The sequence below is a fragment of the Tenacibaculum sp. UWU-22 genome (genome assembly GCF_041021355.1).
Taxonomy (GTDB): domain Bacteria; phylum Bacteroidota; class Bacteroidia; order Flavobacteriales; family Flavobacteriaceae; genus Polaribacter.
Genome location: NZ_JBFNGP010000001.1, coordinates 750,361 through 776,125 on the forward strand (window position 1 = coordinate 750,361; position 25,765 = coordinate 776,125).

A 25,765-nucleotide genomic window follows, 5' to 3' on the forward strand; every position below is an offset into this window, starting at 1 on the left:
CTTACATTTTTTGTATTGCCATTTTACTCTTTATGGTATCAAATTCAATATCTATACCATTTTTTAATTGATCAACAAAAACCAACTCATCGGTTAATGTTTCACTCATAATATAATTTTTGTTTTCGTTTATTGATTCTTGTAAATCTGCGAATTTTAAAATTGTTAATTTAATTTTATCCGTTACTTCTAAACCAACCTCTTTACGCCCATTTTGAATACGGTTTACAAGCTCTCTGGCAGTTCCTTCTCTTCGTAGCTTATCAGAAATCGTAATGTCTAATGCCACTGTTATTTTTGCCGTATTTGCTACTAACCATCCTTCAATATCTTTCGACGAAATTTCTACATCATTGGTGTCCAAAGTAATCATTTTTTCATTAATCTCAATTGAAATATTTCCTTCTTTTTCAATTTTAAGAATATCGTCTTGGGTAAAGTTTTGGATGGCATTTGCAATGCCCTTCATATCTTTACCATATTTGGGACCTAAAGCTTTAAAATTAGGTTTAATTTGTTTTACCAAGATATCGGAAGCATCGTCTAACAACTCAATTTCTTTTACATTTACTTCTGATTTTATTAAATCTGATACTGCTAAAATTTCTTTTTTCTGGTTTTGATCTAAAACAGGAATCATAATTTTTTGCAGCGGTTGGCGTACTTTTATTTTTTCTTTTGCCCGCAGTGATAATACTAGTGACGATATGGTTTGCGCATTTTCCATTTTACGCTCTAACGAGGTGTCTATAAAATTATTGTCATAGACTGGAAAATTAGCTATATGCACACTTTCAAAAGCATCTTTTTTAGTTACTGCTGTTAAATCTTTATATAACCTATCCATAAAAAAAGGAGCTACTGGAGCAGCTAATTTAGCTACAGTAACCATACAGGTATATAGGGTTTGGTATGCCGAAATTTTATCTTGTTGATAATCTCCTTTCCAAAAACGTCTTCTACATAAACGCACATACCAGTTACTTAAATGATCTAGCACAAAAGTGTTAATAAGTCTTGTAGCTCGAGTGGGTTCGTAATCGTTATATGCCTCGTCAACTTTTTTAATAAGAGTATGTAATTCCGATAAAATCCAACGGTCAATTTCAGGTCTTTCGGTTAACGGAATGTCTTGTTCTGAATAATTAAATCCGTCTATATTAGCATATAAACTAAAGAAAGAATAGGTATTGTATAATGTACCGAAAAACTTACGTTTTACTTCTTCTATTCCTCCAATATCAAATTTTAAATTATCCCACGGATTTGCATTTGAAATCATATACCATCGGGTAGCATCAGGCCCATATGCCGCTAGAGTTTCAAATGGGTCAACAGCGTTACCCAAACGTTTTGACATTTTTTGTCCGTTTTTATCTAATACCAAACCATTTGAAACTACATTTTTATACGCTACTGAATCAAAAACAATAGTGCTTATGGCATGTAAGGTATAAAACCAACCTCGAGTTTGATCAACTCCTTCAGCAATAAAATTGGCAGGATAACTTTTTCTCTTATCGATTAATTCTTTATTTTCAAACGGATAATGCCATTGTGCATAGGGCATAGAACCCGAATCAAACCAAACGTCTATTAAATCGCTTTCGCGCTTCATTGGTTTGCCAGAACTAGACACTAAAATAATTTGATCTACTATGTTTTTATGCAGGTCTATTTTTTCATAATTTTCTTCAGACATATTATCAACTTCAAAGTTTGAAAATATGTCTTGTTGCATTACTCCTGCATCTATCGATTTTTTAATTTCTTTTTTTAATTCGGCTACAGACCCAATACAAATATGTTCTACCCCATCTTCTGTACGCCAAATAGGTAAAGGAATTCCCCAAAAACGCGAACGCGATAAATTCCAATCGTTTGCATTTTTTAACCAGTTACCAAAGCGCCCTTCACCAGTAGATTTTGGTTTCCAATTAATGGTTTTATTAAGCTCAAACATACGGTCTTTAACCTCTGTAACTTTAATAAACCACGAATCTAAAGGATAGTATAAAATAGGCTTATCGGTACGCCAGCAGTTAGGGTAACTATGCACGTATTTTTCAACCTTAAAAGCCTTGTTTTCGGTTTTTAATTTAATAGCAAGTTCTACGTCAACTGATTTATCAGGAGCTTTGCCATCATCGTAATATTCATTTTTTACATATTTGCCTGCAAACTCTTTCATTTCAGGTCTAAATTTACCTTGTAAATCTACTAGCGGAACAGGGTTGTTGTTTTCGTCTAATACCAACATTGGTGGCACTTCTGGTGTTGCTTGTTTTGCAACCAAGGCATCATCGGCACCAAAGGTAGGGGCTGTATGCACAATACCTGTACCATCTTCGATAGTAACAAAATCACCCGAAATTACCCTAAACGCATTTTCTGCATTTTTATACGGTAGGGCATAAGGCAACAATTGTTCGTATTTAATGCCTACTAAATCGGCGCCTTTAAATTCTTTTTCGATATGAAACGGAATTTTTTTATCGCCATCATTATAGTCTAATAAAGCTGGTTTTTCTTCAACTTGATAGTATTTACCACTAAACTGTTTGGCTACCAAATTTTTAGCCAATATTACATTCATTGGTTTAAAGGTATATTGATTATAGGTTTCAACCAATACATAATCAATTTTAGGACCTACGGTTAGTGCTGTATTTGATGGGAGTGTCCATGGAGTGGTTGTCCAAGCCAAAAAGTATATTGTTCCTTCATTTTGTAAAAAACTTGGAAGCGTTTCTTTTTTTGCTTCAAATTGTGCTACTACTGTTGTATCGGTAACGTCTTGATAGGTTCCTGGTTGGTTTAGCTCGTGCGAGCTTAAACCAGTCCCTGCTTTTGGAGAATACGGTTGAATGGTATAACCTTTATAAAGCAGGTTTTTATTATAAATTTGTTTTAATAACCACCAAACACTTTCTATATATTTTGATTTGTAAGTGATGTATGGATTTTCCATATCTACCCAATATCCTACTTTTCGGGTCATTTCATTCCATACATCAGTATAGCGCATTACCGCTTTTTTACAAGCTCTATTATATTCTTCTACAGTAATTTTTGTACCAATATCTTCCTTCGTAATTCCTAATTCTTTTTCAACACCTAACTCTACAGGAAGCCCATGTGTATCCCATCCTGCTTTACGCTTTACCTGATATCCTTTTTGCGTTTTATATCGACAAAAAATATCTTTAATGGCACGTGCCATAACATGATGGATACCTGGTAATCCATTTGCTGAAGGAGGCCCTTCAAAAAACACAAATGGTTTGCTATCTTCTCTTGAAGAAATACTTTTTTCGAAGATATTATTTTCTTCCCAAAAAGTTAAAATTTCATCAGCTACTTTTGCTAAGTCAAGTCCTTTATACTCTGTAAATTTGGCACTCATTTTCTCTTGCTCTATTTTGAATTTGCGAAATTACATATTTTATTGAAATTCTCATAGAGAGATTGTGTAAAACCAAGCTAATTAATGCATTAAATTAAATCAGCAAAAAAGCTTGGTTTTAAAAACTATACAACAATGTTTCTTGTATTTGCTAAACAAGATATATACAAACATAAACCCTCACTTTTAGCGAGGGTTTATAAAACAAAAGAGCTTAGCTCAAAAGTTTTTAATTCTTTTAAATTTATATGTTTTTATTATTTACAATGTTGGAGAGTAATTGGTTGGGTAATCATCTGCTTTTGCTAAACCATCGGTAGCTTGAGCGAAATTAGAACCAAAACCTGCATCAATAGCTTCAAGCATTTTATTTGCCATTAAAGCATATCCTCTAGCCGTTAAATGAACGCCATCTAAACTAATTAAGCCTCCAAAAACTAGGCTCGTATTCATATTATAATTATCAAATGCAACACCACTGGTACTCGCTTCTTGTAAAATAGCATTTAAATCAATTAGAGTTATATTTTCATTTGCATTAACTACGATTTCAATTTCACTATTATACGCATCTATAGCCGTTTTAATTTCGGTTTGTTCTTCTGGAGTAAGCACCCATTTATCAGACAAAGGAAGCGTGATGCCTTGTACAGAAAATTGTGCAGCCAATGTTGAAGATAACATGCCGCCACTTTGTGTTATTAGTGCTGCAACAGCATCGGTATCAACTTTTCCTATTACACCGCTACTTGTTAGCAACAATAAATCATCTGATGTGGCTTGCCTTGCTTGCCCATATTGTTGCCCCATTAATTGAGCAACTAATGGAACCGCTGCTTCGGGCAACCCTAAAGAGGTTACAAAAGCAGTAAAAGTAGCACTTGTTTGTAATGCTCCAGCAATAGTAGCTGATAAATCGGTTAAATTTTCGTCTTTAATAACTACCGCGCTAGCAGCAGATTCAGAAAATGTGATTATTCTATTTTCTTGCCCTATCGCACTAAATATTTGGTTTAACGCACCATAAATAGTGTTTAGCATTGGTATTTGATTAGAAAAATCGGCATTACTAGGGTCTAAAGGGTTATAAGGTACTGTTGTAAAATGTGCTAATGAGGTAATATAAGGCACATTACCCACAACTCCTTTTGCACCATTAGCCGTTAATGTATTAACAATAGCCTCAAAAGCCGCATTAAAAGTTGCTGTTGGTGTTATAGGGTTACTACCATCACCGCCAGTAGTTGCATACCCTAACACATCGTTACCCCCTATTTCAGATAAGGTAAAAAAAGTAGGTTTTTTAGACGCTATTTCTGCTAAAAGAGTTGATTTCGTCGGTGCCATTCTTACATAGTATGGGTTAGCTGTTGGCGGGCTTGCCACTAGCCCTGCAGCATCGCCATAACCAGGGGCTAAAAAATGAAAACTTTTTGCTCCAGGAATACCATAATTATTTAAGCTAGCAGCATTACTAACAGGCATGCCAATAATGGTTGTAGGCGTTGCATTTAAAACTGCGGGAGTTTTACCATTAAAATAAAGCCTAGGTGATTGCACTACCGTGCCTGATGAAGTAACAAATCCTCCAACATTATCATTCATTAAAGGTTGTTCAAAACTGCCTCCCCCAGCCATAGCGAACTTAGACGCTAAAATATTTGGGAATGAATTTTTTTGAGCTTCGATAAACAACGCTCCATCGGTAAACCCAGCCGTAAAAGATGCTCCTACAGCAATGTAATTAGAAAAATCTAACCCATCTGTTTTTAGGTCAACTTTATCCATTGAGGGCCCTGTAATAGGCGGATATATATTGTTCGTATCACACGAAATAAATGCCAATGATACGATTAATAAACTTGTTAAATAGTTATTAAATTTTTTCATTGTTAAAATTGTATTTAATTATTAATTGTCCAAGAAATAAAATATTGTGAGCCTACAGCACCAACCCCAGGCGCACTATAGTATTCTTGACCGGTTAAATTTGCTCCTCCTAATTTAAATACTGATTTGATAGAAGGCACATTATAATTGATTTGTGCATCTAATACGGTTCTTTTTTCTATGGTGCCATCAACAAAGGTAGATTCCCAAAAAAACTCGTCTTGCCATCTTAGATTTACATTAAACCCAAAGTTTTTAAATACATTTGGGTGACCAAATTGCAGTTTAACCTTGTGTTCTGGAGTATTAAATCCAGCCTCAAAATCTGGGTCTGTACTTTGGTCAAAATCAAACTTAGCAAAGGTGTAATTTAAGCCTACATTAAACCCATTAAATATTTTAGTGCTTAATCCAACACTTGCTCCATAAGAACTAATTGCTGCGGCAGAATTGGTATATACCGTAAAAACTTTATAATCGCCGTTGGTATTGTAAGGTACAATCACATTTTTTTGCGAAATAAAATCTTTATAATCATTATAATATGCACTTAAATCTACTGATATTTTTGATTTATCAGGATCTATTAAACCTCGATATCCTATTTCGTAAGCAGACACTTTTTCTGGTTTTACCAATTTAACATTGGCTTTTTCGGTACCTCCACTAGAAACGGTATATGAATTTTCATAAGCATCTCTACCTGTTAAAGTGTACGTATTACCATTTACATCTTGAAAAGTAGTGCTATATCGGTCTAAATTATCGGGCGCTGAACCTACTAATATAGAAGCTCCTACATCTAACCCTATGTATTGATCTTGTGTAGTTGGGTTTCTAAAACCTGTTTGATAAGAAACTCTGAAATTATTGTTTTTGGTTTCTCCAGCAGCATAGGCTAATGAAATTCTTGGTGAAAAATCACCATCGAAATTCTTAGCTTTATCATACCGTATTGAGGCGGTAAGCTTTAAACGATCATCTTCTAAAAACTTCTTTTGTAGTTGTGTATAAACACCATACTCGTCGTAATTTATTGGTCCATCCGTATCGGTAAAAATATTTCCGTACGAATTTAATGAATACTGTCTGTACGACCCTCCTATTTGAATTTCTGCCCAATTTATAATATCTCTAAAATTGTAGTTTGCATCTGCATGATATAAACTGGTATTATCTCTAAATTTTGCCCCTGTTATTAGATTAGGGTCGCTAGTTACTTTATCAAAAGCGCTTTGAAATTCAGACGTTCCTGGAACTAATCTGTTTCTGTCGGCAAAGGCTCTTGCTGCTTGGTGCGAACTTGCCACTACTCCTGGCACAGCCCCAAAATAGGCTGCTGCATATTCTTGAAACCAGTTTTGATCAGAACTCCACTCTCTATTTATATTTAATGCCGCAAAGAGAGAGTTGTATGAGTCTCCAGCATCTTCACCAGTATAATACCCTCTAACAAAGAAATTTTTACCTTTAAACTCTAGTTTATGCTGTTCCATAAAAAAGTTTTTGATACTGTATTTTTGCCCACCTTGATAAATGGTATTTCCAGCACCAAATTTAGAGTTCCATATAATTTCTAAGCGATCATCGCCAAAAGGACGGTAATTTAAAGATCCTCCGAATTTCATGCTTTTAGCCTTGTTATCTATTAAATCAATATCTCGATAACCTGTTCTACTAACTTTTCCGATAGCACCTCCAAAATTGTACGAAGCTACATCGCCATATATATTTACCCCATTGTAATTGGGGTCGCTATCTCTATCGCCGGGAATGTATTTTCCGTTTAATGTATTTCTATAATCAGTAGCGTACCATTCGGTTCCTTCAAGATAAGATAACGTAGCTTTACCCGCAAATTTATCAGAAAAAGCATATGCCATTCGAATACCTACATCGTAAAAATTATTATTACCAGCAGCATCTTGACTAGTAATACCTTGCTTATACACAAAACTAATACCTTGATCATCGAAAGGGCTTTTACTGGTCATAAACATAATGCCATTAAACGCATTTGCTCCATATAGAGCAGAAGAGGCTCCTGGTAAAATTTCAACTGTTTTTACATCTAACTCAGACATGCCTAACAAGTTGCCTAACGGAAAGTTTAGCGCTGGCGAAGAGTTATCCATTCCATCAACCAATTGCATAAACCGAGTGTTGGCAAAAGTTGCAAAACCACGTGTGTTAACCGACTTAAAAGTTAAACTATTGGTGTTTATGTCAACTCCTTTTAAATTTTCTAACCCATCATAAAATGAGGCTGAAGAGGTGTTTTTAATTGCTCTCGAATCAAATCGCTCAATAGTTACTGGCGACTCCATAATACGCTCAGGTGTTCTAGAAGCAGAGACAACAACCTCATCTAACGAGGTCTCATTTTCTTTTAACGCAACATTAATAGTTTGATTGTTTTTCGTTACCTCAACGGTTTGCATATGGTAGCCCAACGAAGAAATTTCTAAAGTAAAAGGAGGGGTTTCTGTTACCTCTAAGTTAAATTTTCCATTAAAATCAGTAGTGGTTCCTACGGCTTTTCTAGAAATTTTAATGTTTACATTTGGTAAAGGATCACCTTGAGAAGCATCGGTTACTGTTCCAGAAATAGTAGTTTGACTAAAAATAAAAAAACTACTTAACAGCATAAATCCTGTAAGCATAATTTTTTTCTTCATAATATTATATTGTATTAAGCATAATGCAAAATACAATTTTTTTTTGATTTTATGAAGACTTTAACAATTGCTAATTATATTTTATTTATGCAACTAGCTTATTATTTTTATTTCAGATGCTTTTACCCAACCTATTTTTCCGTCAGCTAATTTAATTTTTTTCCAATCGTCTACCGTATCAAGCACCTTTACTTTAGCACCTTCGTGTAAAATAAATACTTCATTAGAATTTAAGGTTGGTGCATTTTTTATCGAAACTTGTTGGTTAAAAATAATAGCAAATTTGTTGGTTTTACTATTGTGGTATTCGTTGTAAGAAATCGTTAATGATACTAATAAAAACAAAAAGCTTAATATGCTACTAACAAAAAATAATCGTTTTTTATTAGGGGTATTTGTAAAATAAAAAAGTAAAAACAATAAAGCCGCCATAAATGAAAATACTACAGCAACTATTGCCCACTGATTATAGGTGAGTTTTTGAATATATTTTTCGTGAATTTTTTGTAGAAACGACTTTGGTACTTCTTCTATTCTATCTAAAGTTAATCGTTTAGCAAAAGCTAAATTATTTTGCGCATCGGCATTTAATGGATTTAACTGTAATGCTTTTTCGTAATTATAAATAGAAGGAGCCACTTGATTTAGCTTGTAATAACAATTGGCTAAATTGTAATATAGTTCAGATGAAACTTTTTTTGTGGTTTCTATTTTTTTATACAACTCAATAGCCTTTTCGTATTGTCCTTCTTTATACAAATTATTGGCGTTAACAAACAATTCATCAACTGTTTGAGCTGATAAAAAAACAGGAAATAATAGTAATAAAAAGAATAGCTTTTTCATCTTACAATTGTTTATCTAATAAGGTTATTACTTTTTTAGCTTTATTATATTCTTCTTTCATTTGCACATTTGTTGTAGGTGTATAACGTGCATAATCACTTGCGCTTAAAACTTCGATAAGTTGTGTTATTGTTGTTTTTTCTACTTTTTTATCACTTAAAATTTCGTTTATTTTTTCACGACTAATATCCGCTGTTTCTACACCTAATTTTGCTTTTAAATAATTGTGTAAAGCTCGCTCTAAAGCTTCGTAAAATGCTTCTTTATTACCCAATTGCTTTTGTGCTTCTGATAAATATTTTTTTGCCAACTTATCTGCTTTTCTAGCCTTATTACCAGCAATGTCACCCGCTTTTTCTTCTTTTTTCTTACCAATAAAAATAGCTATAGGAATACTTATTAAAGGTAAAAGCAACAAAATATAGAACCAACTCGATTTAAAAAAATGATTAGTTTGTAAAGGTTTAAAACTGCTTTCGGTTTGTATATAACGAAAGTTATTGCCCTTAGTAACTATAGCTTGCTTGTTTACATAATTAGAATCGGCACTGGTGTTTAATTCTTTTCCTTCTATAACATTAACATATAAATCATCCGTATTAATAGTTTGGTATGTTTTATTTACTGGATTAAAATATGAAAACGACACGTTAGGTATTTTATACTTTCCTTTATACTCTGGCACAACCGTATATTGATCAGATACCGTACCTTTTATACCCGTACTGGTTACCGTTACATTTTCTTTATGTTCAGGCTCATAAACTTCTAATTCTTTAGGCGTTTTAATTTTTGGTAGTTCAAATAATTTTAAATTCCCTTTACCCGTAACCGCTACTTTTATTTGCGATGATTCGTTAGATTTTAAGGCGTCTTTATCAGAGGTTATACTAAATGAAAACTGACCAACAGCTCCAGTAAAATTATCAGGTTTGTTGGCTAATGGAAGTTCTTTTGCCATGATAATTTTTTTAGCCGAAGAAAATTCTTGCCGAACTTGACGCGTAATAGCGTTTCCAAAAAAATCGCCTCGCCCAGTGGGTACAGCCACCACAATATCCATTTTCATAGGATCAATGGTTAATTTACCTGATTTAGTAGGTATTAACAGTGCTTTATGTAATACTGCATATCGATAGCGCTCACCATTATATGTTCCCATTTTTATAGGCATTGTTCCATTACCTTTAATTTCTTGGTTCCAAAAGCCATTATATTGTGGCGCTTCTGTAATGGCATTATCGTAAATGCCAACATTTTCACTAAAATACAATCGATATTCTACATAAATACCTTCCCCTACATATGGATTTGATTTTGATACTTCGGCAACTAGATGAATATTTTGCTCAGCAATAAAGTTTGGATCATTCGGGTTTTTAGGAATATCAACTGCTTTGGTAACAACAATTTTTATGGGTTCTGATTTTAAAATTTTATTGCCCATTTCAATACTTCCTGGCTGTATAACCAGCTCTCCTATTCTTTTAGGCTGAATAACATAGGTATATGATAATGAATAACTCGATTTACCATTTATCCAAGATTGACTAACGGATTGACTTGGCCCACCTACTACCTTAAAATCGGTAAAATTAGGGGGGGCAAAATTATCTCCTCCTTGCTTGTTAATTGAAAACTCAATACGTAATCTTTGGTTTATACCAAGTTTGTTTTTACTAACTGTTGCCGTTAGTTTAGCTTCTTGAGCAGTAATCGAAATACTAAGTAAACTAAATAGTAGTATGTAAATTTTTAACTTCATAATTATTTTAAAAATGAGTAAAATAATATTTGAGAATTTTTAGTGTTTACCAATCTTTTTCTTGATTTATTTTTCTTCCCTGTGTTTTTTTAATATTCATTTTCTTTTGGGTCTTTTTCTCTTCATTATTTAAACTTTCTAAAAGTTGCTTTATTTGTTGTGGCGACATTTGACCTTGTTGCGGCTTAGGGTTTTGCTGTTTATTTTGATTGGGTTGTTGTGGATTTTGATTATCGTTTTTTTGATTGTCTCCCTTATCTTTTTTGTCTTTATCTTGATTTTTATTTTGGTCGTTTTTATTGTCTTTATTCTTGTTGTCTTTATTATCCTTGTTATTTTTATCGTTCTTGTTGTCTTTATTTTTATTGTCTTTATTATTCTTGTTGTTTTTGTCGTTCTTATTCTTATTCTTGTTTTTATTATTTTCTTTTTTAGCTAGTTTTTGTGCAACAGCTAAGTTATAACGGGTTTCGTCATCGTTTGGGTTATTACGCAACGAATTTTTATACGCTTCAACAGCTTGTTGATATTGTTTTTGCTCCATCATTGCATTACCAATATTATGATAGGCTTCTGCCTTAGTAACTTTATCATGAGTTGATTTTGCGGTTAACTCGTATTGAGGAACAGCTTCTTTATAGTTTTTTTCTTGATATAGGGCGTTTCCTAAATTATAACTTGCTTTGTCATAATTACTATTTTTGCCTAATGCTTTTTTATAAGCAACCGATGCGTCAATAAACTTTTGTTTGTTATATAACTTGTTTCCGTCTCTTAGTAAAGAACGGGCTTCACGCTTTAATTTTACTGTATCTTGTTGTGCCGATACAATACCAACATTCAAGGTTAGAAGTAACCAAAATATATTTTGAATGTATTTCATAGTTAATTACGACTTTTCTTCATTAAACAAATCTACCTTACGCAACCACTTTGTTTTTTTATCAAATAGAAAAATATCTAGAACTAAAAATAATAATGCAAATCCGATAAACCATTGAAACTGGTCTTTATAATCAGAAAATTGCTTGGTTTCAAACTCACTTTTTTGTGCGGTTGAAATTATTTTTTCTATTGCCTTTACAGGGGTTTCGGTTTTATTACCGTCTATATAAGTTCCATTAGCAGCCTTAGCAATATCTTGTAAAATATCAGGTTTACGCTGAGTGATTACGGTTTCGCCCTTTCTGTCTTTTTTATAGCCTATAAGAGACCCATTTAGTTTTATGGGTATTGGTCCTCCTTTTTCGGTACCTACACCAATTGTATATACTTTTATTCCTTCATTTGATATGTTTTGTGCTACTTGTTTAGTTTCTTCTTGATGATCTTCACCATCAGAAATCATAATTAAAAAACGATTGGTTTGTTCATCGTTATAATAGGTTTTCGCTAAATTAAGTGCTTCACTAATAGCTGTACCTTGGCTAGAAACCATGTCTGGACTTGCATTTTGTAAAAACATCTTTGCCGATGCCAAATCGGTAGTAATGGGTAATAACGGATATGCACTACCCGCATAAATTATAATACCTACTCGGTCACTGCCTAGTTTATCAATTATTTTAGAAATAATTTGTTTTGCTTTTTCTAATCGGTTCGGAGCAATATCTTCTGCCAACATACTTTTCGAAACGTCTAAAGCAAAAACCACATCAACGCCTTCTCGTTTTACTGTTTTTAATTGTGTACCCATTTTAGGGTTTACCAATGACACAATTAAAAAAGACAATGCTATTAATAGAAAAACTAATTTTAAAACCGATTTAAAAGTAGAGGTGTTAGGGGCTAATTTTGACAATAGAGTGGTATTTGCAAACTTTTTTTGCGTGCGTTTTTTCCACCAAAAAACTAATAAAAACACCACAACCAGTACAGGAAGGATTGCAAATAAATAAAAATATGTAGGTTCTTCTAGTTTATACATTTTTAATTCTTAGGTAGGCTAATTATATAAAACTCTTAAAAATGGTATTTCGTAATAAAAATTCAAGTAATAAAAATATACCTGCTAAAAACACTAAATACCTGTATTGTTCGGTGTAATTGTAATATTTAAACTCTTCTATTTTTGTTTTTTCTAACTTGTTAATCTCGTCATAAATTTGTTTTAATTTTGTGTTATCTGTTGCTCTAAAATAACGCCCTTGAGTTTCTTCTGCAATATGTTTTAACAAAGCTTCATCAATTTCTACTTGTTGGTTTCTAAATGAAAGTTTACCTGTTCTAGGATCTTTTGCCCACGGAAAGGGTGCCATTCCATTTGTTCCAATACCTATAGTATATACCTTAATACCTAATTCTTTTGCTAGTTCAGTAGCTGTTTTTGGATCTACAAAACCAGAGTTGTTTACCCCGTCTGTTAATAAAATTATAACTTTACTTTTTGCTTTGCTTTCTTTTAACCTGTTAACAGCAGAACCTAACCCCATACCAATAGCCGTTCCGCCATCGAGCTGCCCCCATTTTATTTGAGAAATAGTACGCTTTACTATAGTTTTATCACTGGTAATAGGTGTTTGTGTAAAGCTTTCACCTGCATAAACTACAATGCCAATTCTATCATTTGGTCGTTCGTTTACAAAATTAATTGCTACTTTTTTTAGCGCCTCTAATCGGTTAGGTTTTAAATCTTTAGCTAACATACTTGCCGAAACATCGATAGCCATAACAATATCAATACCGCGATTGGTTTTTGTTTTTTTGCTAACAGCAACATTTCTAGGACGCGCTAAGGCAACTATTAATGCCGATAAAGCAAGAAGTCTAAAAACATATAAAAGTGGTTTTAATTTTGGCAAAATGCTGTTTTTGGTTTTAAAACCTTTTATACTTGGTATTGTAAGTTGCGCGCTATCTTTTTTTCTGCTAAAAAAGTACCATACTGCTAATAGTGGAATTAAAACTAAAAGCCATAAAAACTCTGGACTATGAAACTCAAAATTATTTAACATAAGCTTTCGTAGGTTTTATAGCGTTAGACATTTGTATTTGCTTTGTTACCGCAAAAGAAAGCAAGCCTACCAGAATTAAAATCAATAAAATTATAATAATGCGTTTAAAAATTGAAGGCTTTTTTATGGTTGGTTTTTCAACAATTATAACAGGTTGAATATTTTTTATATTTTGTTCATTTTCAACCAAATTAGGTTTTAAATGGTTTAAAATAACTTCGGCAGTTTTTCTATCGCCCTCAATTTCATGAGCAATAGGTTTCGATTTTGCAAACTTAACCAAATCGGCCTGTTGTAAAAGTTTTTCTAATTGTTTAATCGTGTCTTTATCTGTAATAATAGTTTTACTATCGCTTGAGGCTAAAAGTGTTTCTACCAAATTATTGGTGGTTTGTTCTAAGGCAGATATATGTAATTCACGTTCAATATAATACCGTAAAATTTCGGTTAACTCAGAATAATATTGTTTAACCTTATTATTTTGCCACAGTAACTTTTCATCTAGTATATGCAAATTTCTTAAGGCTTCTTGGTAAGGTGTTAATAATGATTTACCTGTTTTAGCATTTTGTTCAGGGGTTCGTTTAAGCGCAAAATATAGCACTATTATAACCACTAGTAAAATTGCAATAATCCAAAATAAAATATTTTTGTAATCTTGAAATTGTATAGGCTCTCCTTTGATACCTTTAATCGGAAATTTTTTAATTTTAGTGGTATCTATAGCTACAGTTGCAACATTAATTAATAAACTATCGGTTAAATGAGCTTCGTTTTTAATAAATATTTGTTGTTGGGGTATGTAAAAAGCACCACTATCAAACCCTGTTAAAATATATTTTTTAATAAGTTGATTTTTTAAGGTGTCTATTTTACTTTCAGATACAACTTCGAACCCCTTTAAGTTTTCTAATTTAGGAATAATAACATTATTTGTTTCTGCTACCGATATTTTATACTGAAATTGTTCTCCAATACGAATATGCGTAGTATCTATTTCTGCTTTTACTAGTGCATTTTGTGAAAAACATACCGTAGTAACTAATAATAATATGTAAACTATAAGCTTATTCACTTTATAAAAAAATTTTATCCTTTTTGTTTAAAATACCCTAATAATTTTTTTACATAACTTTCATCAACTCGCGTGTTAATACTACCTGCACCACTTTTTCTAAACGTATTTTGAAAATAATCGGTTAGTCGAAGTGCATTGGCTTTGTATTGATTTCTTACCGATTTTGATGCGGTATTTACCAAGCTAACATCGCCTGTTTCGGCATCACGCATCGGCACCATACCCAGATTTGGTATTTCTACATCATGTACATCATATACTCGAATACCGGTTAAGTCGTGTTTGTTACTTGCTATTTTTAAAGTGCGTTCATAATTATCGTCCATAAAATCAGAAAGCATAAAAACAATTGCTTTTTTCTTCATTACGTTTGATAAAAATTTTAAGGCTTTATCAATATCGGTTTGTTTACTTTTTGGGGTAAATTCAATTAATTCACGAATAATTCTTAACACATGGCTTTTCCCTTTTTTAGGAGGAATGTATAACTCAATTTGGTCTGAAAATAAAATTAACCCTACTTTATCATTGTTTTGAATTGCTGAAAAAGCAAGGGTTGCTGCAATTTCGGTAACGGTATCTTTTTTAAATTGGGTAGTGGTTCCAAAAAATTCTGATCCAGAAACATCAACAACTAGCATTAAGGTAAGTTCTCGTTCTTCTTCAAAAACTTTTACATAGGGTTCGCTGTAGCGTGCCGTAACATTCCAATCTATAGCACGAATATCATCGCCATATTGGTATTGACGAACTTCAGAAAAAGTCATACCGCGACCTTTAAAAGTAGAGTGATATTCGCCTCCAAAAATATGATTAGACAACCGACGTGTCTTAATTTCTATTTTGCGAACTTTTTTAAGTAATTCTTTAGTTTCCATTTATTCAGTATTCTCTGCTTTCAATAATTATACTATTGGTATAGGCTTACTTTAACTGACTATGGTACTTCTATTTCGTTTACAATAGAATTAATAATGTCTATAGATGATATATTTTCGGCTTCGGCTTCGTAAGTAATTCCAATTCGGTGGCGCAGTACATCGTATACAACTGCTCGAACATCTTCAGGTATTACATAACCTCTACGCTTAATAAACGCATAACATTTAGCCGCTTTTGCTAAATTGATACTACCACGAGGCGATGCTCCAAAACTAATTAAGGGTTGTAATTTTGATAGGTTATATTTTTCAGGATAACGAGTAGCAAAGATAATATCAAGTATATATTTTTCAATTTTTTCATCCATATACACTTCGTTAACCGATTGGCGTGCCTTTATAATTTGATCGATTGAAATAACTGGATTTATCGTTGCAAACCCTCCATTTAAATTTTGACGCATTATAAGCTGCTCGTCAATTAATTTTGGATAATCAATAACTGTTTTTAACATAAAACGGTCAACTTGTGCCTCAGGTAATGGATAGGTACCTTCTTGTTCTACAGGGTTTTGAGTAGCCATTACCAAAAAAGGCTCATCTAACTTAAACGTTTCATCACCAATTGTAATTTGACGTTCTTGCATAGCTTCTAATAAAGCCGATTGCACTTTTGCAGGTGCACGGTTAATTTCGTCAGCTAAAACAAAGTTGGCAAAAATGGGACCTTTTTTTATTGAAAAATCGTTTTCTTTTACATTGTAAATCATCGTACCAATTACATCGGCAGGTAATAAATCTGGTGTAAATTGAATTCGACTAAAACTACCCTGTACAGCCTTTGACAAGGTATTAATTGCTAATGTTTTTGCTAAACCTGGAACACCTTCTAATAAAATATGCCCATTACCCAACAAACCAATTAATAAGCGTTCAATCATTATTTTTTGACCTACGATAACCTTGTTCATTTCGGCAGTTAGTAAATCTACAAAGGCACTTTCTTTTTCTATTTTTTCGTTAATGGTTCTTACATCTACATCCATTTTATTGTGTTTGTTTTGTTTTTAGAAAACAAAGCTATAATAATAAATACGTTATAGTTGTTAAAAGTTGGTTAAAGGTTAAAAAGTGTGTTTTTAGCTTATTCTATAAAAGTTAAACCGTTATTTTATAGTGTTGTTATTATTTAAAAATAAGTATACGATTAACTCCTTGGGGTTTTGCTTTTTTTTTAACGAAATGGTTTTGTTTATAAAGAGTGATTTAGCTAAAAAATATATGTAACAGCTACTTGTATTCTTTTAATTCAAAGGCATTATCAGAAAATACACCATAGGTAAAATACTTTATCCAATCGCCAAGATTAAAATAGGTGCTATTTTTTGAAAGTTGAATTTCTAAAGGTAAGTGTCTATGCCCAAAAATAAAATAATCGTAATGTTTGGTTTCGAGTTGTTGTTTGCTGTACTGTACCAACCATTCGTTTTCTTCACCTAAAAAATTTGTATCTTCATTACCAGAAACAACTTTGTTTTTAACAGACATATATTGCCCTATACGAACCCCTAAATCGGGATGTAGCCAACGAAACAACCATTTAAAGGGGCGAAAAAGAAATACTTTTTTCATGAGTTTAAACCCGTGGTCTCCAGGGCCTAACCCATCGCCATGCCCTATTAAAAAAGTTTTTTTATTTATAGTAAACTCTTGCGGCGAATGGTATACGGGTATATTTAATTCTTTTTCGAAATAATCATGCATCCATAAATCATGGTTTCCTACAAAAAAGTATATAGAAATTCCGCTATCTCTAATTTCGGCGAGTTTACCTAAGGTTCTTACAAATCCTTTAGGAACAACTTTTTTATATTCAAACCAAAAATCAAATAAATCGCCTAACAAAAAAATAACTCCTGCATCTTTCTTTATGGTATCTAACCAAGAAACAAACTTTTTTTCTCTAGGCAAACTCTCATCAATAGTAGGCGCACCTAAATGCAAGTCAGAAGAGAAATAGGCTTTTTTATTTTCTGGTAAATTTATTGATATCATTATTTTATAAAGTAAGCTTTTAATTTGCGCTTTCTAATTCTAAAACCTTCTGAATCATTTTGTCATCATCTTGGTTAACACGATATATTATTTCATCGTTATACAATTCTGAGGCAACAATAGTTTTTATATATTTTTTTATGAGGTTCTTTGTTTTTTTGTTGGTTTCGAAATGTTTTGTTTTAGAAAGAAAAATATCAACTATTTCGTTAATTTTATTGGGGTTGTTTATAAACTCGTCGGCTGTTAATGTAGCTAGTTTTTTACGATTTGTATCTACATATTGAAATGCAAAATTATTTATTTCTTTATAGTAATAGGCTGGCAAATAATTTGTGGTATCTATAGGAACAAAAACATCAGGTATTATACCACCACCACCATATACAATTTTTCCTTTAGGCGTTTTAAACTGCAAGCTATCTACTATTTTAATACTATCTTTAGTAAAAAGTTCACCATGTTTATATCGGTTAAAAATATCATTTTTATACGAACTTTCGTTATTAGGATTGTATGGTTTTTGAATAGACCTACCTGTTGGGGTATAATATCGTGCAATAGTTAAGCGAATAGCAGAACCATCACCTAAGCCCATCTCTTCTTGTACCAATCCTTTTCCAAACGAACGTCGCCCAATAATAATTCCTTTATCATTGTCTTGTAATGCTCCTGCTACAATTTCAGATGCTGAGGCGGTATTTTCATCAATTAATACATAAAGGTTTCCTTTTTCAAAATCTCCTTTTTCAGTAGCGTACGATTTGGTTGTAATACCTTTATTATTTTTAGTAGAAACAATAAGCTTTTTGTCTTCTAAAAATTCATCAGCAATTTTATTAGCAATATCAACAAATCCTCCTCCATTATCTCGTAAATCTAAAATTAAACCTTTCATTCCTTTTACCAACAGCTTATCTAAAGAGCTTTTAAATTCTTTATAGGTATTTCGAGCAAATCGGTCTATTTTTATGTACCCTAAAGAGTCATTTACCATATAAGCAACATCTACGCTTTTAATGTTAATGTGCTGTCTTTTTATATCTATTGTAAACAAACTATCGTTGCTTTTTCGATATACTTCTAGCGTAATTTTAGTGTCGGGTTTCCCTTTTAAAAATTTAAAAATATCTGAACTTTGATAGTTTTTACCATACAATGTGTCGTTATTAGCTATTAAAATTCTGTCACCCGCTTTAATACCTGCTTTAATAGAAGGGCCATCTTCAATAGGACGCATAACGGTTATCGAATCTTTAACGATTTTAAATTGTACGCCTATACCCACAAAATCACCTTGCATATTTTCGGTAACGGCTTGTAAATTTTCTTTCGGAATATATATCGAATGAGGATCTAACTTTCCTAATATATTAGTTATGGCACTATTTAATAGACTATCGGTATCTACATGGTCTACATAATCTTGTTCGATGTAATTTATTAGCCGCTCCATTTTAAGCTCTTCGTCTGATTTTTTGCTCAGTAAAAAATTTCCATTTTTTCCTGTACTAAAAAATGCACCTATAAGAATTCCAAAAATTACTGCTAAGGCTAAATATATAGGAAGATTATTCTTGTTCATTAGGCAAATAAATAAGTTCTACACCTGCTTTTTTTAAAAAGTTTAACCCTGAATCGTCTTTATATTCTTTTGAATATACTACTTTTTTAATCCCTGATTGATGAATTAACTTACTACATTCTTTACATGGCGAAAGGGTAATATATAAGGTTGCTCCTTTACAAGACTGGGTTGAGTTAGCTACTTTTAAAATAGCATTTGCTTCGGCATGTAAAACATACCATTTTGTATACCCCTCTTCATCTTCGCAACAGTTTTCAAATCCACTAGGCGTTCCGTTATATCCATCAGAGATAATCATCCTATCTTTTACAATAATAGCACCTACCTTTTTGCGTTTGCAATGCGATAGCTTTGACCATTCGTTTGCCATTTGTAGATAGGCTTTGGCATATTTCAAATTTTTATTAGTCATAAGGGCGAAAGTAGGGTGTTTTGTGTAATTTATCGTTAAATTTTTACCAAAAAATACGGTCAATCATCATTTGTGTGGCAAAGCCAACTACTATGGCAGAGGTTACTAAAATCCAATCTCTACGACTTACATTAAAGGTTTTTTGAATAAAAATACCCAATAATAAAATAAATAACACAATAATAACTTGTGCCATTTCTACACCTAATGCAAATTCTAATAATGGGAAAAGCTTATTTTCATTTCTGCCCACCATCATTTTAAAATAATTGGAAAACCCTAATCCGTGTATTAACCCAAAAAAAAGTGCAAAAAGCAAATTTTGGTTATCTTTTCCTTGCGATGCTTTTTTTGCTGTTATAATATTTATAACCCCTGTTATAAAAATGGTAACAGGAATTAAAAATTCGACTAAATCTACTCGAACATTAATAATTTTATAAGCAGATAAAGCTAATGTAATAGAATGCCCAATCGTAAAAAGGGTAATAAGCCAAATAACTTTACGCCATTGCTTATATGTATATACACAAGCTAACACAATTAAAAATAAAATATGGTCGTATGCTAAAATATCTAATACATGAAACAAACCCATTTTTAAATAGAGAATAAAATCGTTCATCTGTTATAGTTATTTTATTTATATTTTTATTTGTCGATTTATTTGTTGATCTAAAGAAATAAATGTTTCGGTACGCGAAACCCCTTTAATTGTTTGAATATCTTTATTAAGCAAATGCATTAGGTCTTCGTTATTTTTACACATAATTTTAATAAAAATAGCATAATTACCAGTAGTATAGTGACTTTCAACAACTTCAGGAATCTCTTTTAACCGTTTAATTGCCGATGAATATAAACTAGATGAATCTAAAAAAACACCTACAAAAGCGGTAGTAGTATACCCTAGTGCCTTAGGGTTTAATATCATTTTAAAGCCATCTATTAAATCAGATTCTTCTAACTTTCGTAAACGTTGGTGGATGGCAGCACCTGAAATTCCTACTTCTCTAGCAATACTTAAAACTGGTGTACGTGCGTCATTAACTAATCGCTTGATAATAATTTTATCAATTCCGTCTATTTTTATTTTTTTCACTCTGTAGTTTTTATAATTTAACCATAAATCTAGGTTGCTCGATTTTAAAAATCGAGAAACATATAATTTTTTGTGAGAATTTGAAGTTTGAAAGGGATAAAGATAAAAAAAATAGCATATACAATTCGTATACGCTATTTTAATTTATTTTTTAAACAAAATTTATAGATTATGCTTTTATTTCAAAGTCTTCCATAAATTTAGTCGTATAGTTTCCGGCAACATAATCTGGATGATCCATTAATTGTCTATGAAACGGAATGGTTGTTTTTACCCCTTCAATGATAAATTCATCTAAAGCTCGTTTCATTTTATTAATTGCTTCTTCTCGAGTTTGAGCTGTAACAATTAATTTGGCAATCATAGAATCGTAATTTGGCGGAATCATATAACCTGCGTAAACATGTGTGTCCATACGCACTCCATGACCACCTGGAGCATGAAATGTAGTTATTTTTCCAGGAGCGGGTCTAAAGTTATTAAATGGATCTTCTGCATTAATTCTACATTCTATAGAGTGTAATTGCGGAAAATAATTTCTACCCGAAATAGGTACACCAGCAGCCACTAATATTTGCTCACGAATTAAATCGTAATCTACTACTTCTTCAGTAATTGGATGTTCTACTTGAATACGAGTATTCATTTCCATAAAGTAGAAATTACGGTGCTTATCTACTAAAAATTCTACCGTACCAGCTCCTTCATATTGTATATATTCTGCAGCGGAAACAGCAGCTTTACCCATTGCATTACGCAACTCGTCAGTCATAAACGGAGAAGGTGTTTCTTCGGTTAATTTTTGATGACGGCGTTGTACAGAACAATCTCTTTCTGACAAATGACAGGCTTTACCGTAAGAATCGCCCACAATTTGAATTTCGATATGACGAGGCTCTTCAATTAATTTTTCCATGTACATATCGTCATTACCAAAGGCTGCCTTAGATTCTTGTTTAGCAGACTCCCAAGCATTTTTTAATTCTTCGGGTTTCCAAACCGCACGCATTCCTTTACCTCCACCTCCTGCAGAGGCTTTTAACATTACTGGATAACCTGTTTCTTCTGCTAATTTTTCACACTCTTCAAAGCTTTCTATTACCCCCTCACTACCAGGCACACAAGGCACCCCTGCTGCTTTCATCGTTGCTTTGGCGTTGGCCTTATCTCCCATACGGTCAATCATTTCAGCAGTTGCTCCAATAAATTTAATACTATGCTCTTCGCACAGTTTAGAAAACTTAGCGTTTTCTGCTAAAAACCCATATCCTGGGTGAATAGCATCGGCATTCGTAATTTCTGCTGCTGCAATAATATTTGGCATTTTTAAATACGATTCGCTACTTGGCGCTGGGCCTATACATACGGCCTCGTCTGCAAAACGAACATGCAAACTTTCGCTATCTGCTTTTGAATATACAGCAACAGTTTTAATACCCATTTCTTTACAGGTTCTAATTACACGTAGTGCAATTTCACCTCTATTGGCTATCAATATTTTTTTAAACATAATTTTTTAGTTTAACTTAGAATTATCAGTTTTAGCATTACGTTAGCGAACTACTAAAATCTAAAATCTATCTATTAATTATGATGGGTCTACTAAAAATAATGGTTGATCAAATTCAACAGGAGAAGAATCGTCTACTAAAATTTTTACTATTTTACCAGATACCTCTGACTCTATTTCATTGAATAATTTCATGGCTTCTATAATACATACTGTATCACCTACATTAACTTGGCTATCTACCTCTACAAAATTAGGTTTGTCAGGTGATGGCTTGCGATAAAAAGTTCCGATTATAGGTGACTTTATGGTTATGTATTTAGATTCATCGTCAGTAGCAGATTCAGTATTGATAGGCGTAGTTGCAACGGGCTGAGCTGGAGCTATAGGCTGTGCCATAGGTGATGTGGCAATAGGACTAGCCGCCTGAATAATAGTAGTTTCTGGAGTTGCACTACCTGTTTTTATGGTAATTTTCACATCTTCCGTTTCTAATTTCACCTCACTTGCTCCGGATTTTGCTACAAATTTTATTAAACTTTGAATTTCTTTAATGTCCATAAATATTAAATTTATTAGTTATTATGAGTTGTATGCCCATTTTAAATAAATGGCTCCCCAAGTGAAACCACCACCAAAAGCGGCAAAAATTAAGTTATCTCCTTTTTTTAAGGATGTTTCGTAATCGGCAAGTAATAATGGTAATGTTGCCGAAGTTGTGTTGCCATATTTTTCGATGTTCACCATTACCTTAGATGGCTCTAAGCCTATTCTATTTGCGGTAGCTTCGATAATTCTATTGTTTGCTTGGTGTGGCACTAACCAATCAACATCTTCTTTTGTTAAATGATTTCTCGTTAATATTTTTTCTGAAACATCTGACATGTTAGAAACTGCAAATTTAAAAACTGTTCTTCCTTCTTGTCGCACAAAATGTTGCCCACTTTTTATGGTTTCTTCAGAGGCAGGTAATAATGAACCACCTGCTGCTATTTTTAAAAATTCGCGACCTATACCATCACTACGCAGGTACTCATCTTGAAGTCCTAAGCCTTCTGTATTAGGTTCAAATAAAGCTGCTGCTGCTCCGTCACCAAAAATAATACAGGTAGTTCTATCTGTATAATCAATAATAGACGACATTTTATCTGCTCCAATTAACAATACTTTTTTGTATCGTCCAGACTCGATATAACTTGCAGCGGTTGACATTCCATATAAAAAGCTAGAACAAGCCGCTTGTAAATCGTACGAGAAAGCGTTTATTGCCCCAATTTCTGAAGCCGTGTAAGCTGCTGTTGAGGCCACAAGTAAATCGGGTGTTGCAGTAGCAACAATAACTAAATCAATCTCTTCAGGATTGGTATTTGATTTTTTTATTAGTTCCTCAGCCGCTTTAATAGCCATATACGAAGTTCCTTTGCCTTCTTCTTTTAAAATTCTTCGTTCTTTTATTCCTGTTCTGGTAGTAATCCATTCATCATTGGTGTCTACCATTGTTTCTAACTCTTTATTGGTTAAAACATATTCAGGAACATATTTTCCTACTGCCGTAATAGCTGCAGTTGTTTTGGTCATAGTTGTTGTTTATTTGTTTGTCAATTCTTGTGTGTCTTGTAGAATTTGGGCGTTCAAATTAATGAAAATTATTTTAAACTTTTGATATAAAAACACAAAAAATCCCTCAAATAGAGGGATTTTTTGTGTTTAACAAAGTTTTTAGGCTTTTGCACCTTCAGTCTCTAATACGACTTGACCTCTGTAATATAATTTTCCTTCGTGCCAGTGAGCTCTATGGTATAAATGAGCTTCTCCTGTAGTTGGATCTTTAGCTATTTGTGGTGTAGAAGCCTTATAATGTGTTCTTCTCTTATCTCTTCTAGTTTTAGATATTTTTCTTTTAGGATGTGCCATTTTATGTCTTTTTATCTGTTAATAAATCCTTTAATTTATCCCATCTTGGGTCGGGTTGTTTTGCTCCCTTTTTTTTGTTGTTTACTTCTAATTCTTTTAATTTTTCTAAAGCAACCGAATCTGTTTTACCTTCTGCTATTTTAGGGCTTATCCTTTTTGCTGGTACTGCTAGCACAATCATTTCATAAATGTATTGCGCCACATTAATTTGATAAGCGTCATAAGGAAGTATTAAAATTTCTTCATTATCATCATTAAATTCAGGTCCAAATTTTACCACCAAAGATAACGTTGCCTCTATTTTTTGGTCGTAAAGCTCATTGGTAAGGTCACATGGAAGGGTAACGGTTCCATCAGCTACAAAATAAAGCTCCATTAAAGTGCTTTTTTTTGTTAGCGTTAGTGTAACATTTACGTCTGAATTTTCGAATTCGGTGTAATCAAATGCTTTAAAGAACGTAAGGTCAATTTGATATTGAAATGTATAATCCTTTTCTTTTAATCCTACAAAAGGGATGTTGAATTGTTTTAAGTCTTTCATTACCAATTATCAAATTGAGGGCGCAAAGATACAAAAAAATGTTTTTATACAACTTTTTACTTTAAAAAAGTGTTTTATACAACTTTTTTAGCAACTAATGGTTTTTTTGTTAGCTCTTTGTATTCTTTTCTTGTTTTAAAAATATTTATTGCTGCAAACAAAGCTTCTTTAAACGAAGTTGGGTTTGCAAGATTTTTACCCGCAATATCAAACCCTGTACCATGATCAGGAGAGGTTCTAATTTCAGTTAAACCAGCTGTGTAATTTACACCATTTCCAAAAGCCAAACTTTTAAATGGAGCTAAACCTTGATCGTGATACATTGCTAAAATTCCGTCGAATTGTTTGTAGGTTTCAGACCCAAAAAACCCATCTGCAGCGTAAGGGCCAAAAACTAATTTACCAGTTTCTTTAATTTGATTAATCGTTGGGGTTATCATTTCATTTTCTTCGTTACCTATTACACCGTTATCTCCGTTATGAGGGTTTAGCCCTAAAATTGCAATTTTGGGTTTATTTATTCCAAAATCTTGAACCAAAGCTGTATGCATAATTGCCACTTTTTCTTTAATTAGTTTAGGCGTTATCGTTGTTGCTACCTTAGCAATAGGAATATGCCCTGTTATTAAACCAACTCGTAATTTATTTGCCATCAAAATCATTAAACTATCTCCTTCTAAATTTGCTTTTAAAAATTCGGTATGCCCGGGGAAATTAAAATTTTTAGATTGAATAGTTTCTTTATTAATTGGTGCGGTAAGTAATACGTCAATTTTATTTTCTTTTAAATGGGTAACAGATGAAATTAGCGACTTAGCCGCATATTCACCAGCAATTTTAGTAGCCTTACCTAGCTCAATAGGCACTTCTTCTTTCCAAATATTTAATAAATTAACCTTATTATTACTTAGTTGTGCAATATTTGTAACTCCATTAATAGGTGTTTCTATTCCGAGAATTTTTTTATGATACGAAACCACTTTGCTTGAACCAAATAATACAGGGGTACAAAATTCTAACATTCGTTTATCTTGAAATGTTTTTAAAATAATTTCAATACCTATTCCGTTTAAGTCGCCTAAAGAAATACCTACAATAATTTTATCTGATTTATCCATTATTACATTTGTATTATTCTTACTTTT

Annotated in this window: 22 protein-coding genes; all 22 read right to left on the reverse strand. The window is 32.6% G+C overall.

Going from position 1 to position 25,765, the window contains the following annotated elements:
• Position 1 precedes the first annotated feature (1 nt).
• Positions 2–3,406 (reverse strand): isoleucine--tRNA ligase, encoded by a 3,405-nt coding sequence (ileS, locus tag AB2B44_RS03350; protein ID WP_369048134.1) that lies wholly within the window; start codon positions 3,404–3,406, stop codon positions 2–4.
• A 261-nt stretch (positions 3,407–3,667) separates the two neighbouring features.
• A complete protein-coding gene (locus AB2B44_RS03355) occupies positions 3,668–5,296 on the reverse strand; it encodes a G-D-S-L family lipolytic protein (RefSeq protein ID WP_369048135.1) in 1,629 nt (542 codons plus the stop codon).
• 14 nt (positions 5,297–5,310) lie between these two features.
• A complete protein-coding gene (locus tag AB2B44_RS03360) occupies positions 5,311–7,974 on the reverse strand; it encodes a TonB-dependent receptor (protein WP_369048136.1) in 2,664 nt (887 codons plus the stop codon).
• A gap of 93 nt (positions 7,975–8,067) precedes the next feature.
• Positions 8,068–8,820: a tetratricopeptide repeat protein gene (locus tag AB2B44_RS03365; protein WP_369048137.1), complete on the reverse strand. Its 753-nt coding sequence runs from the start codon at positions 8,818–8,820 to the stop codon at positions 8,068–8,070.
• 1 nt (position 8,821) lies between these two features.
• Positions 8,822–10,585, reverse strand: a complete 1,764-nt coding sequence (locus AB2B44_RS03370) for a BatD family protein (protein WP_369048138.1) — start codon at positions 10,583–10,585, stop codon at positions 8,822–8,824.
• A gap of 46 nt (positions 10,586–10,631) precedes the next feature.
• A complete protein-coding gene (locus AB2B44_RS03375) occupies positions 10,632–11,468 on the reverse strand; it encodes a tetratricopeptide repeat protein (protein WP_369048139.1) in 837 nt (278 codons plus the stop codon).
• Between the two features lie 6 nt (positions 11,469–11,474).
• Complete coding sequence (locus AB2B44_RS03380) at positions 11,475–12,512, reverse strand: VWA domain-containing protein (RefSeq protein ID WP_369048140.1); 1,038 nt, start codon at positions 12,510–12,512, stop codon at positions 11,475–11,477.
• 22 nt (positions 12,513–12,534) lie between these two features.
• Positions 12,535–13,539 carry a VWA domain-containing protein gene (locus AB2B44_RS03385; protein WP_369048141.1) on the reverse strand — a complete coding sequence of 335 codons (1,005 nt, stop codon included), beginning with the start codon at positions 13,537–13,539 and terminating at the stop codon, positions 12,535–12,537.
• Positions 13,529–14,614, reverse strand: coding sequence for a hypothetical protein (locus AB2B44_RS03390; protein ID WP_369048142.1), 1,086 nt, complete (start codon positions 14,612–14,614; stop codon positions 13,529–13,531). The genes AB2B44_RS03385 and AB2B44_RS03390 overlap by 11 nt, the downstream gene beginning before the upstream one ends.
• A 14-nt stretch (positions 14,615–14,628) precedes the next feature.
• Positions 14,629–15,495 carry a DUF58 domain-containing protein gene (locus AB2B44_RS03395; protein WP_369048143.1) on the reverse strand — a complete coding sequence of 289 codons (867 nt, stop codon included), beginning with the start codon at positions 15,493–15,495 and terminating at the stop codon, positions 14,629–14,631.
• A 59-nt stretch (positions 15,496–15,554) separates the two neighbouring features.
• Positions 15,555–16,544, reverse strand: coding sequence for an AAA family ATPase (locus AB2B44_RS03400; RefSeq protein ID WP_369048144.1), 990 nt, complete (start codon positions 16,542–16,544; stop codon positions 15,555–15,557).
• Between the two features lie 244 nt (positions 16,545–16,788).
• Positions 16,789–17,553 (reverse strand): UDP-2,3-diacylglucosamine diphosphatase, encoded by a 765-nt coding sequence (locus AB2B44_RS03405; protein WP_369048145.1) that lies wholly within the window; start codon positions 17,551–17,553, stop codon positions 16,789–16,791.
• Positions 17,554–17,572: 19 nt separating this feature from the next.
• Positions 17,573–19,138, reverse strand: a complete 1,566-nt coding sequence (locus AB2B44_RS03410) for a S41 family peptidase (RefSeq protein ID WP_369048146.1) — start codon at positions 19,136–19,138, stop codon at positions 17,573–17,575.
• Entirely contained in the window at positions 19,125–19,553 is a 429-nt protein-coding gene (locus tag AB2B44_RS03415; protein ID WP_369048147.1) for a cytidine/deoxycytidylate deaminase family protein, read from the reverse strand. The genes AB2B44_RS03410 and AB2B44_RS03415 overlap by 14 nt, the downstream gene beginning before the upstream one ends.
• Before the next feature lie 43 nt (positions 19,554–19,596).
• Positions 19,597–20,178: a HupE/UreJ family protein gene (locus AB2B44_RS03420; protein ID WP_369048148.1), complete on the reverse strand. Its 582-nt coding sequence runs from the start codon at positions 20,176–20,178 to the stop codon at positions 19,597–19,599.
• A gap of 18 nt (positions 20,179–20,196) precedes the next feature.
• Positions 20,197–20,646, reverse strand: a complete 450-nt coding sequence (locus AB2B44_RS03425) for an Lrp/AsnC ligand binding domain-containing protein (RefSeq protein ID WP_369048523.1) — start codon at positions 20,644–20,646, stop codon at positions 20,197–20,199.
• A 178-nt stretch (positions 20,647–20,824) separates the two neighbouring features.
• Positions 20,825–22,165 carry an acetyl-CoA carboxylase biotin carboxylase subunit gene (gene accC, locus AB2B44_RS03430; protein WP_369048149.1) on the reverse strand — a complete coding sequence of 447 codons (1,341 nt, stop codon included), beginning with the start codon at positions 22,163–22,165 and terminating at the stop codon, positions 20,825–20,827.
• Between the two features lie 78 nt (positions 22,166–22,243).
• Complete coding sequence (gene accB / locus AB2B44_RS03435; protein ID WP_369048150.1) at positions 22,244–22,726, reverse strand: acetyl-CoA carboxylase biotin carboxyl carrier protein; 483 nt, start codon at positions 22,724–22,726, stop codon at positions 22,244–22,246.
• A gap of 21 nt (positions 22,727–22,747) precedes the next feature.
• Positions 22,748–23,743, reverse strand: coding sequence for a beta-ketoacyl-ACP synthase III (locus tag AB2B44_RS03440; RefSeq protein WP_369048151.1), 996 nt, complete (start codon positions 23,741–23,743; stop codon positions 22,748–22,750).
• Between the two features lie 141 nt (positions 23,744–23,884).
• Positions 23,885–24,079: a 50S ribosomal protein L32 gene (gene rpmF, locus AB2B44_RS03445; protein WP_369048152.1), complete on the reverse strand. Its 195-nt coding sequence runs from the start codon at positions 24,077–24,079 to the stop codon at positions 23,885–23,887.
• A 1-nt stretch (position 24,080) separates the two neighbouring features.
• Positions 24,081–24,620 carry a DUF177 domain-containing protein gene (locus AB2B44_RS03450; RefSeq protein ID WP_369048153.1) on the reverse strand — a complete coding sequence of 180 codons (540 nt, stop codon included), beginning with the start codon at positions 24,618–24,620 and terminating at the stop codon, positions 24,081–24,083.
• A gap of 74 nt (positions 24,621–24,694) precedes the next feature.
• Positions 24,695–25,738 carry a 4-hydroxythreonine-4-phosphate dehydrogenase PdxA gene (gene pdxA, locus AB2B44_RS03455; RefSeq protein ID WP_369048154.1) on the reverse strand — a complete coding sequence of 348 codons (1,044 nt, stop codon included), beginning with the start codon at positions 25,736–25,738 and terminating at the stop codon, positions 24,695–24,697.
• Positions 25,739–25,765 lie beyond the last annotated feature (27 nt).

Excerpts from the sequence above, each read along its gene's own strand:
- ileS (WP_369048134.1), bottom strand. The coding sequence starts at position 3,406 with ATGAGTGCCAAATTTACAGAGTATAAAGGACTTGACTTAGCAAAAGTA.
- AB2B44_RS03355 (WP_369048135.1), bottom strand. The coding sequence starts at position 5,296 with ATGAAAAAATTTAATAACTATTTAACAAGTTTATTAATCGTATCATTG.
- AB2B44_RS03360 (WP_369048136.1), bottom strand. The coding sequence starts at position 7,974 with ATGAAGAAAAAAATTATGCTTACAGGATTTATGCTGTTAAGTAGTTTT.
- AB2B44_RS03365 (WP_369048137.1), bottom strand. The coding sequence starts at position 8,820 with ATGAAAAAGCTATTCTTTTTATTACTATTATTTCCTGTTTTTTTATCA.
- AB2B44_RS03370 (WP_369048138.1), bottom strand. The coding sequence starts at position 10,585 with ATGAAGTTAAAAATTTACATACTACTATTTAGTTTACTTAGTATTTCG.
- AB2B44_RS03375 (WP_369048139.1), bottom strand. The coding sequence starts at position 11,468 with ATGAAATACATTCAAAATATATTTTGGTTACTTCTAACCTTGAATGTT.
- AB2B44_RS03380 (WP_369048140.1), bottom strand. The coding sequence starts at position 12,512 with ATGTATAAACTAGAAGAACCTACATATTTTTATTTATTTGCAATCCTT.
- AB2B44_RS03385 (WP_369048141.1), bottom strand. The coding sequence starts at position 13,539 with ATGTTAAATAATTTTGAGTTTCATAGTCCAGAGTTTTTATGGCTTTTA.
- AB2B44_RS03395 (WP_369048143.1), bottom strand. The coding sequence starts at position 15,495 with ATGGAAACTAAAGAATTACTTAAAAAAGTTCGCAAAATAGAAATTAAG.
- AB2B44_RS03400 (WP_369048144.1), bottom strand. The coding sequence starts at position 16,544 with ATGGATGTAGATGTAAGAACCATTAACGAAAAAATAGAAAAAGAAAGT.
- AB2B44_RS03405 (WP_369048145.1), bottom strand. The coding sequence starts at position 17,553 with ATGATATCAATAAATTTACCAGAAAATAAAAAAGCCTATTTCTCTTCT.
- AB2B44_RS03410 (WP_369048146.1), bottom strand. The coding sequence starts at position 19,138 with ATGAACAAGAATAATCTTCCTATATATTTAGCCTTAGCAGTAATTTTT.
- AB2B44_RS03415 (WP_369048147.1), bottom strand. The coding sequence starts at position 19,553 with ATGACTAATAAAAATTTGAAATATGCCAAAGCCTATCTACAAATGGCA.
- AB2B44_RS03420 (WP_369048148.1), bottom strand. The coding sequence starts at position 20,178 with ATGAACGATTTTATTCTCTATTTAAAAATGGGTTTGTTTCATGTATTA.
- accC (WP_369048149.1), bottom strand. The coding sequence starts at position 22,165 with ATGTTTAAAAAAATATTGATAGCCAATAGAGGTGAAATTGCACTACGT.
- accB (WP_369048150.1), bottom strand. The coding sequence starts at position 22,726 with ATGGACATTAAAGAAATTCAAAGTTTAATAAAATTTGTAGCAAAATCC.
- AB2B44_RS03440 (WP_369048151.1), bottom strand. The coding sequence starts at position 23,743 with ATGACCAAAACAACTGCAGCTATTACGGCAGTAGGAAAATATGTTCCT.
- rpmF (WP_369048152.1), bottom strand. The coding sequence starts at position 24,079 with ATGGCACATCCTAAAAGAAAAATATCTAAAACTAGAAGAGATAAGAGA.
- AB2B44_RS03450 (WP_369048153.1), bottom strand. The coding sequence starts at position 24,620 with ATGAAAGACTTAAAACAATTCAACATCCCTTTTGTAGGATTAAAAGAA.
- pdxA (WP_369048154.1), bottom strand. The coding sequence starts at position 25,738 with ATGGATAAATCAGATAAAATTATTGTAGGTATTTCTTTAGGCGACTTA.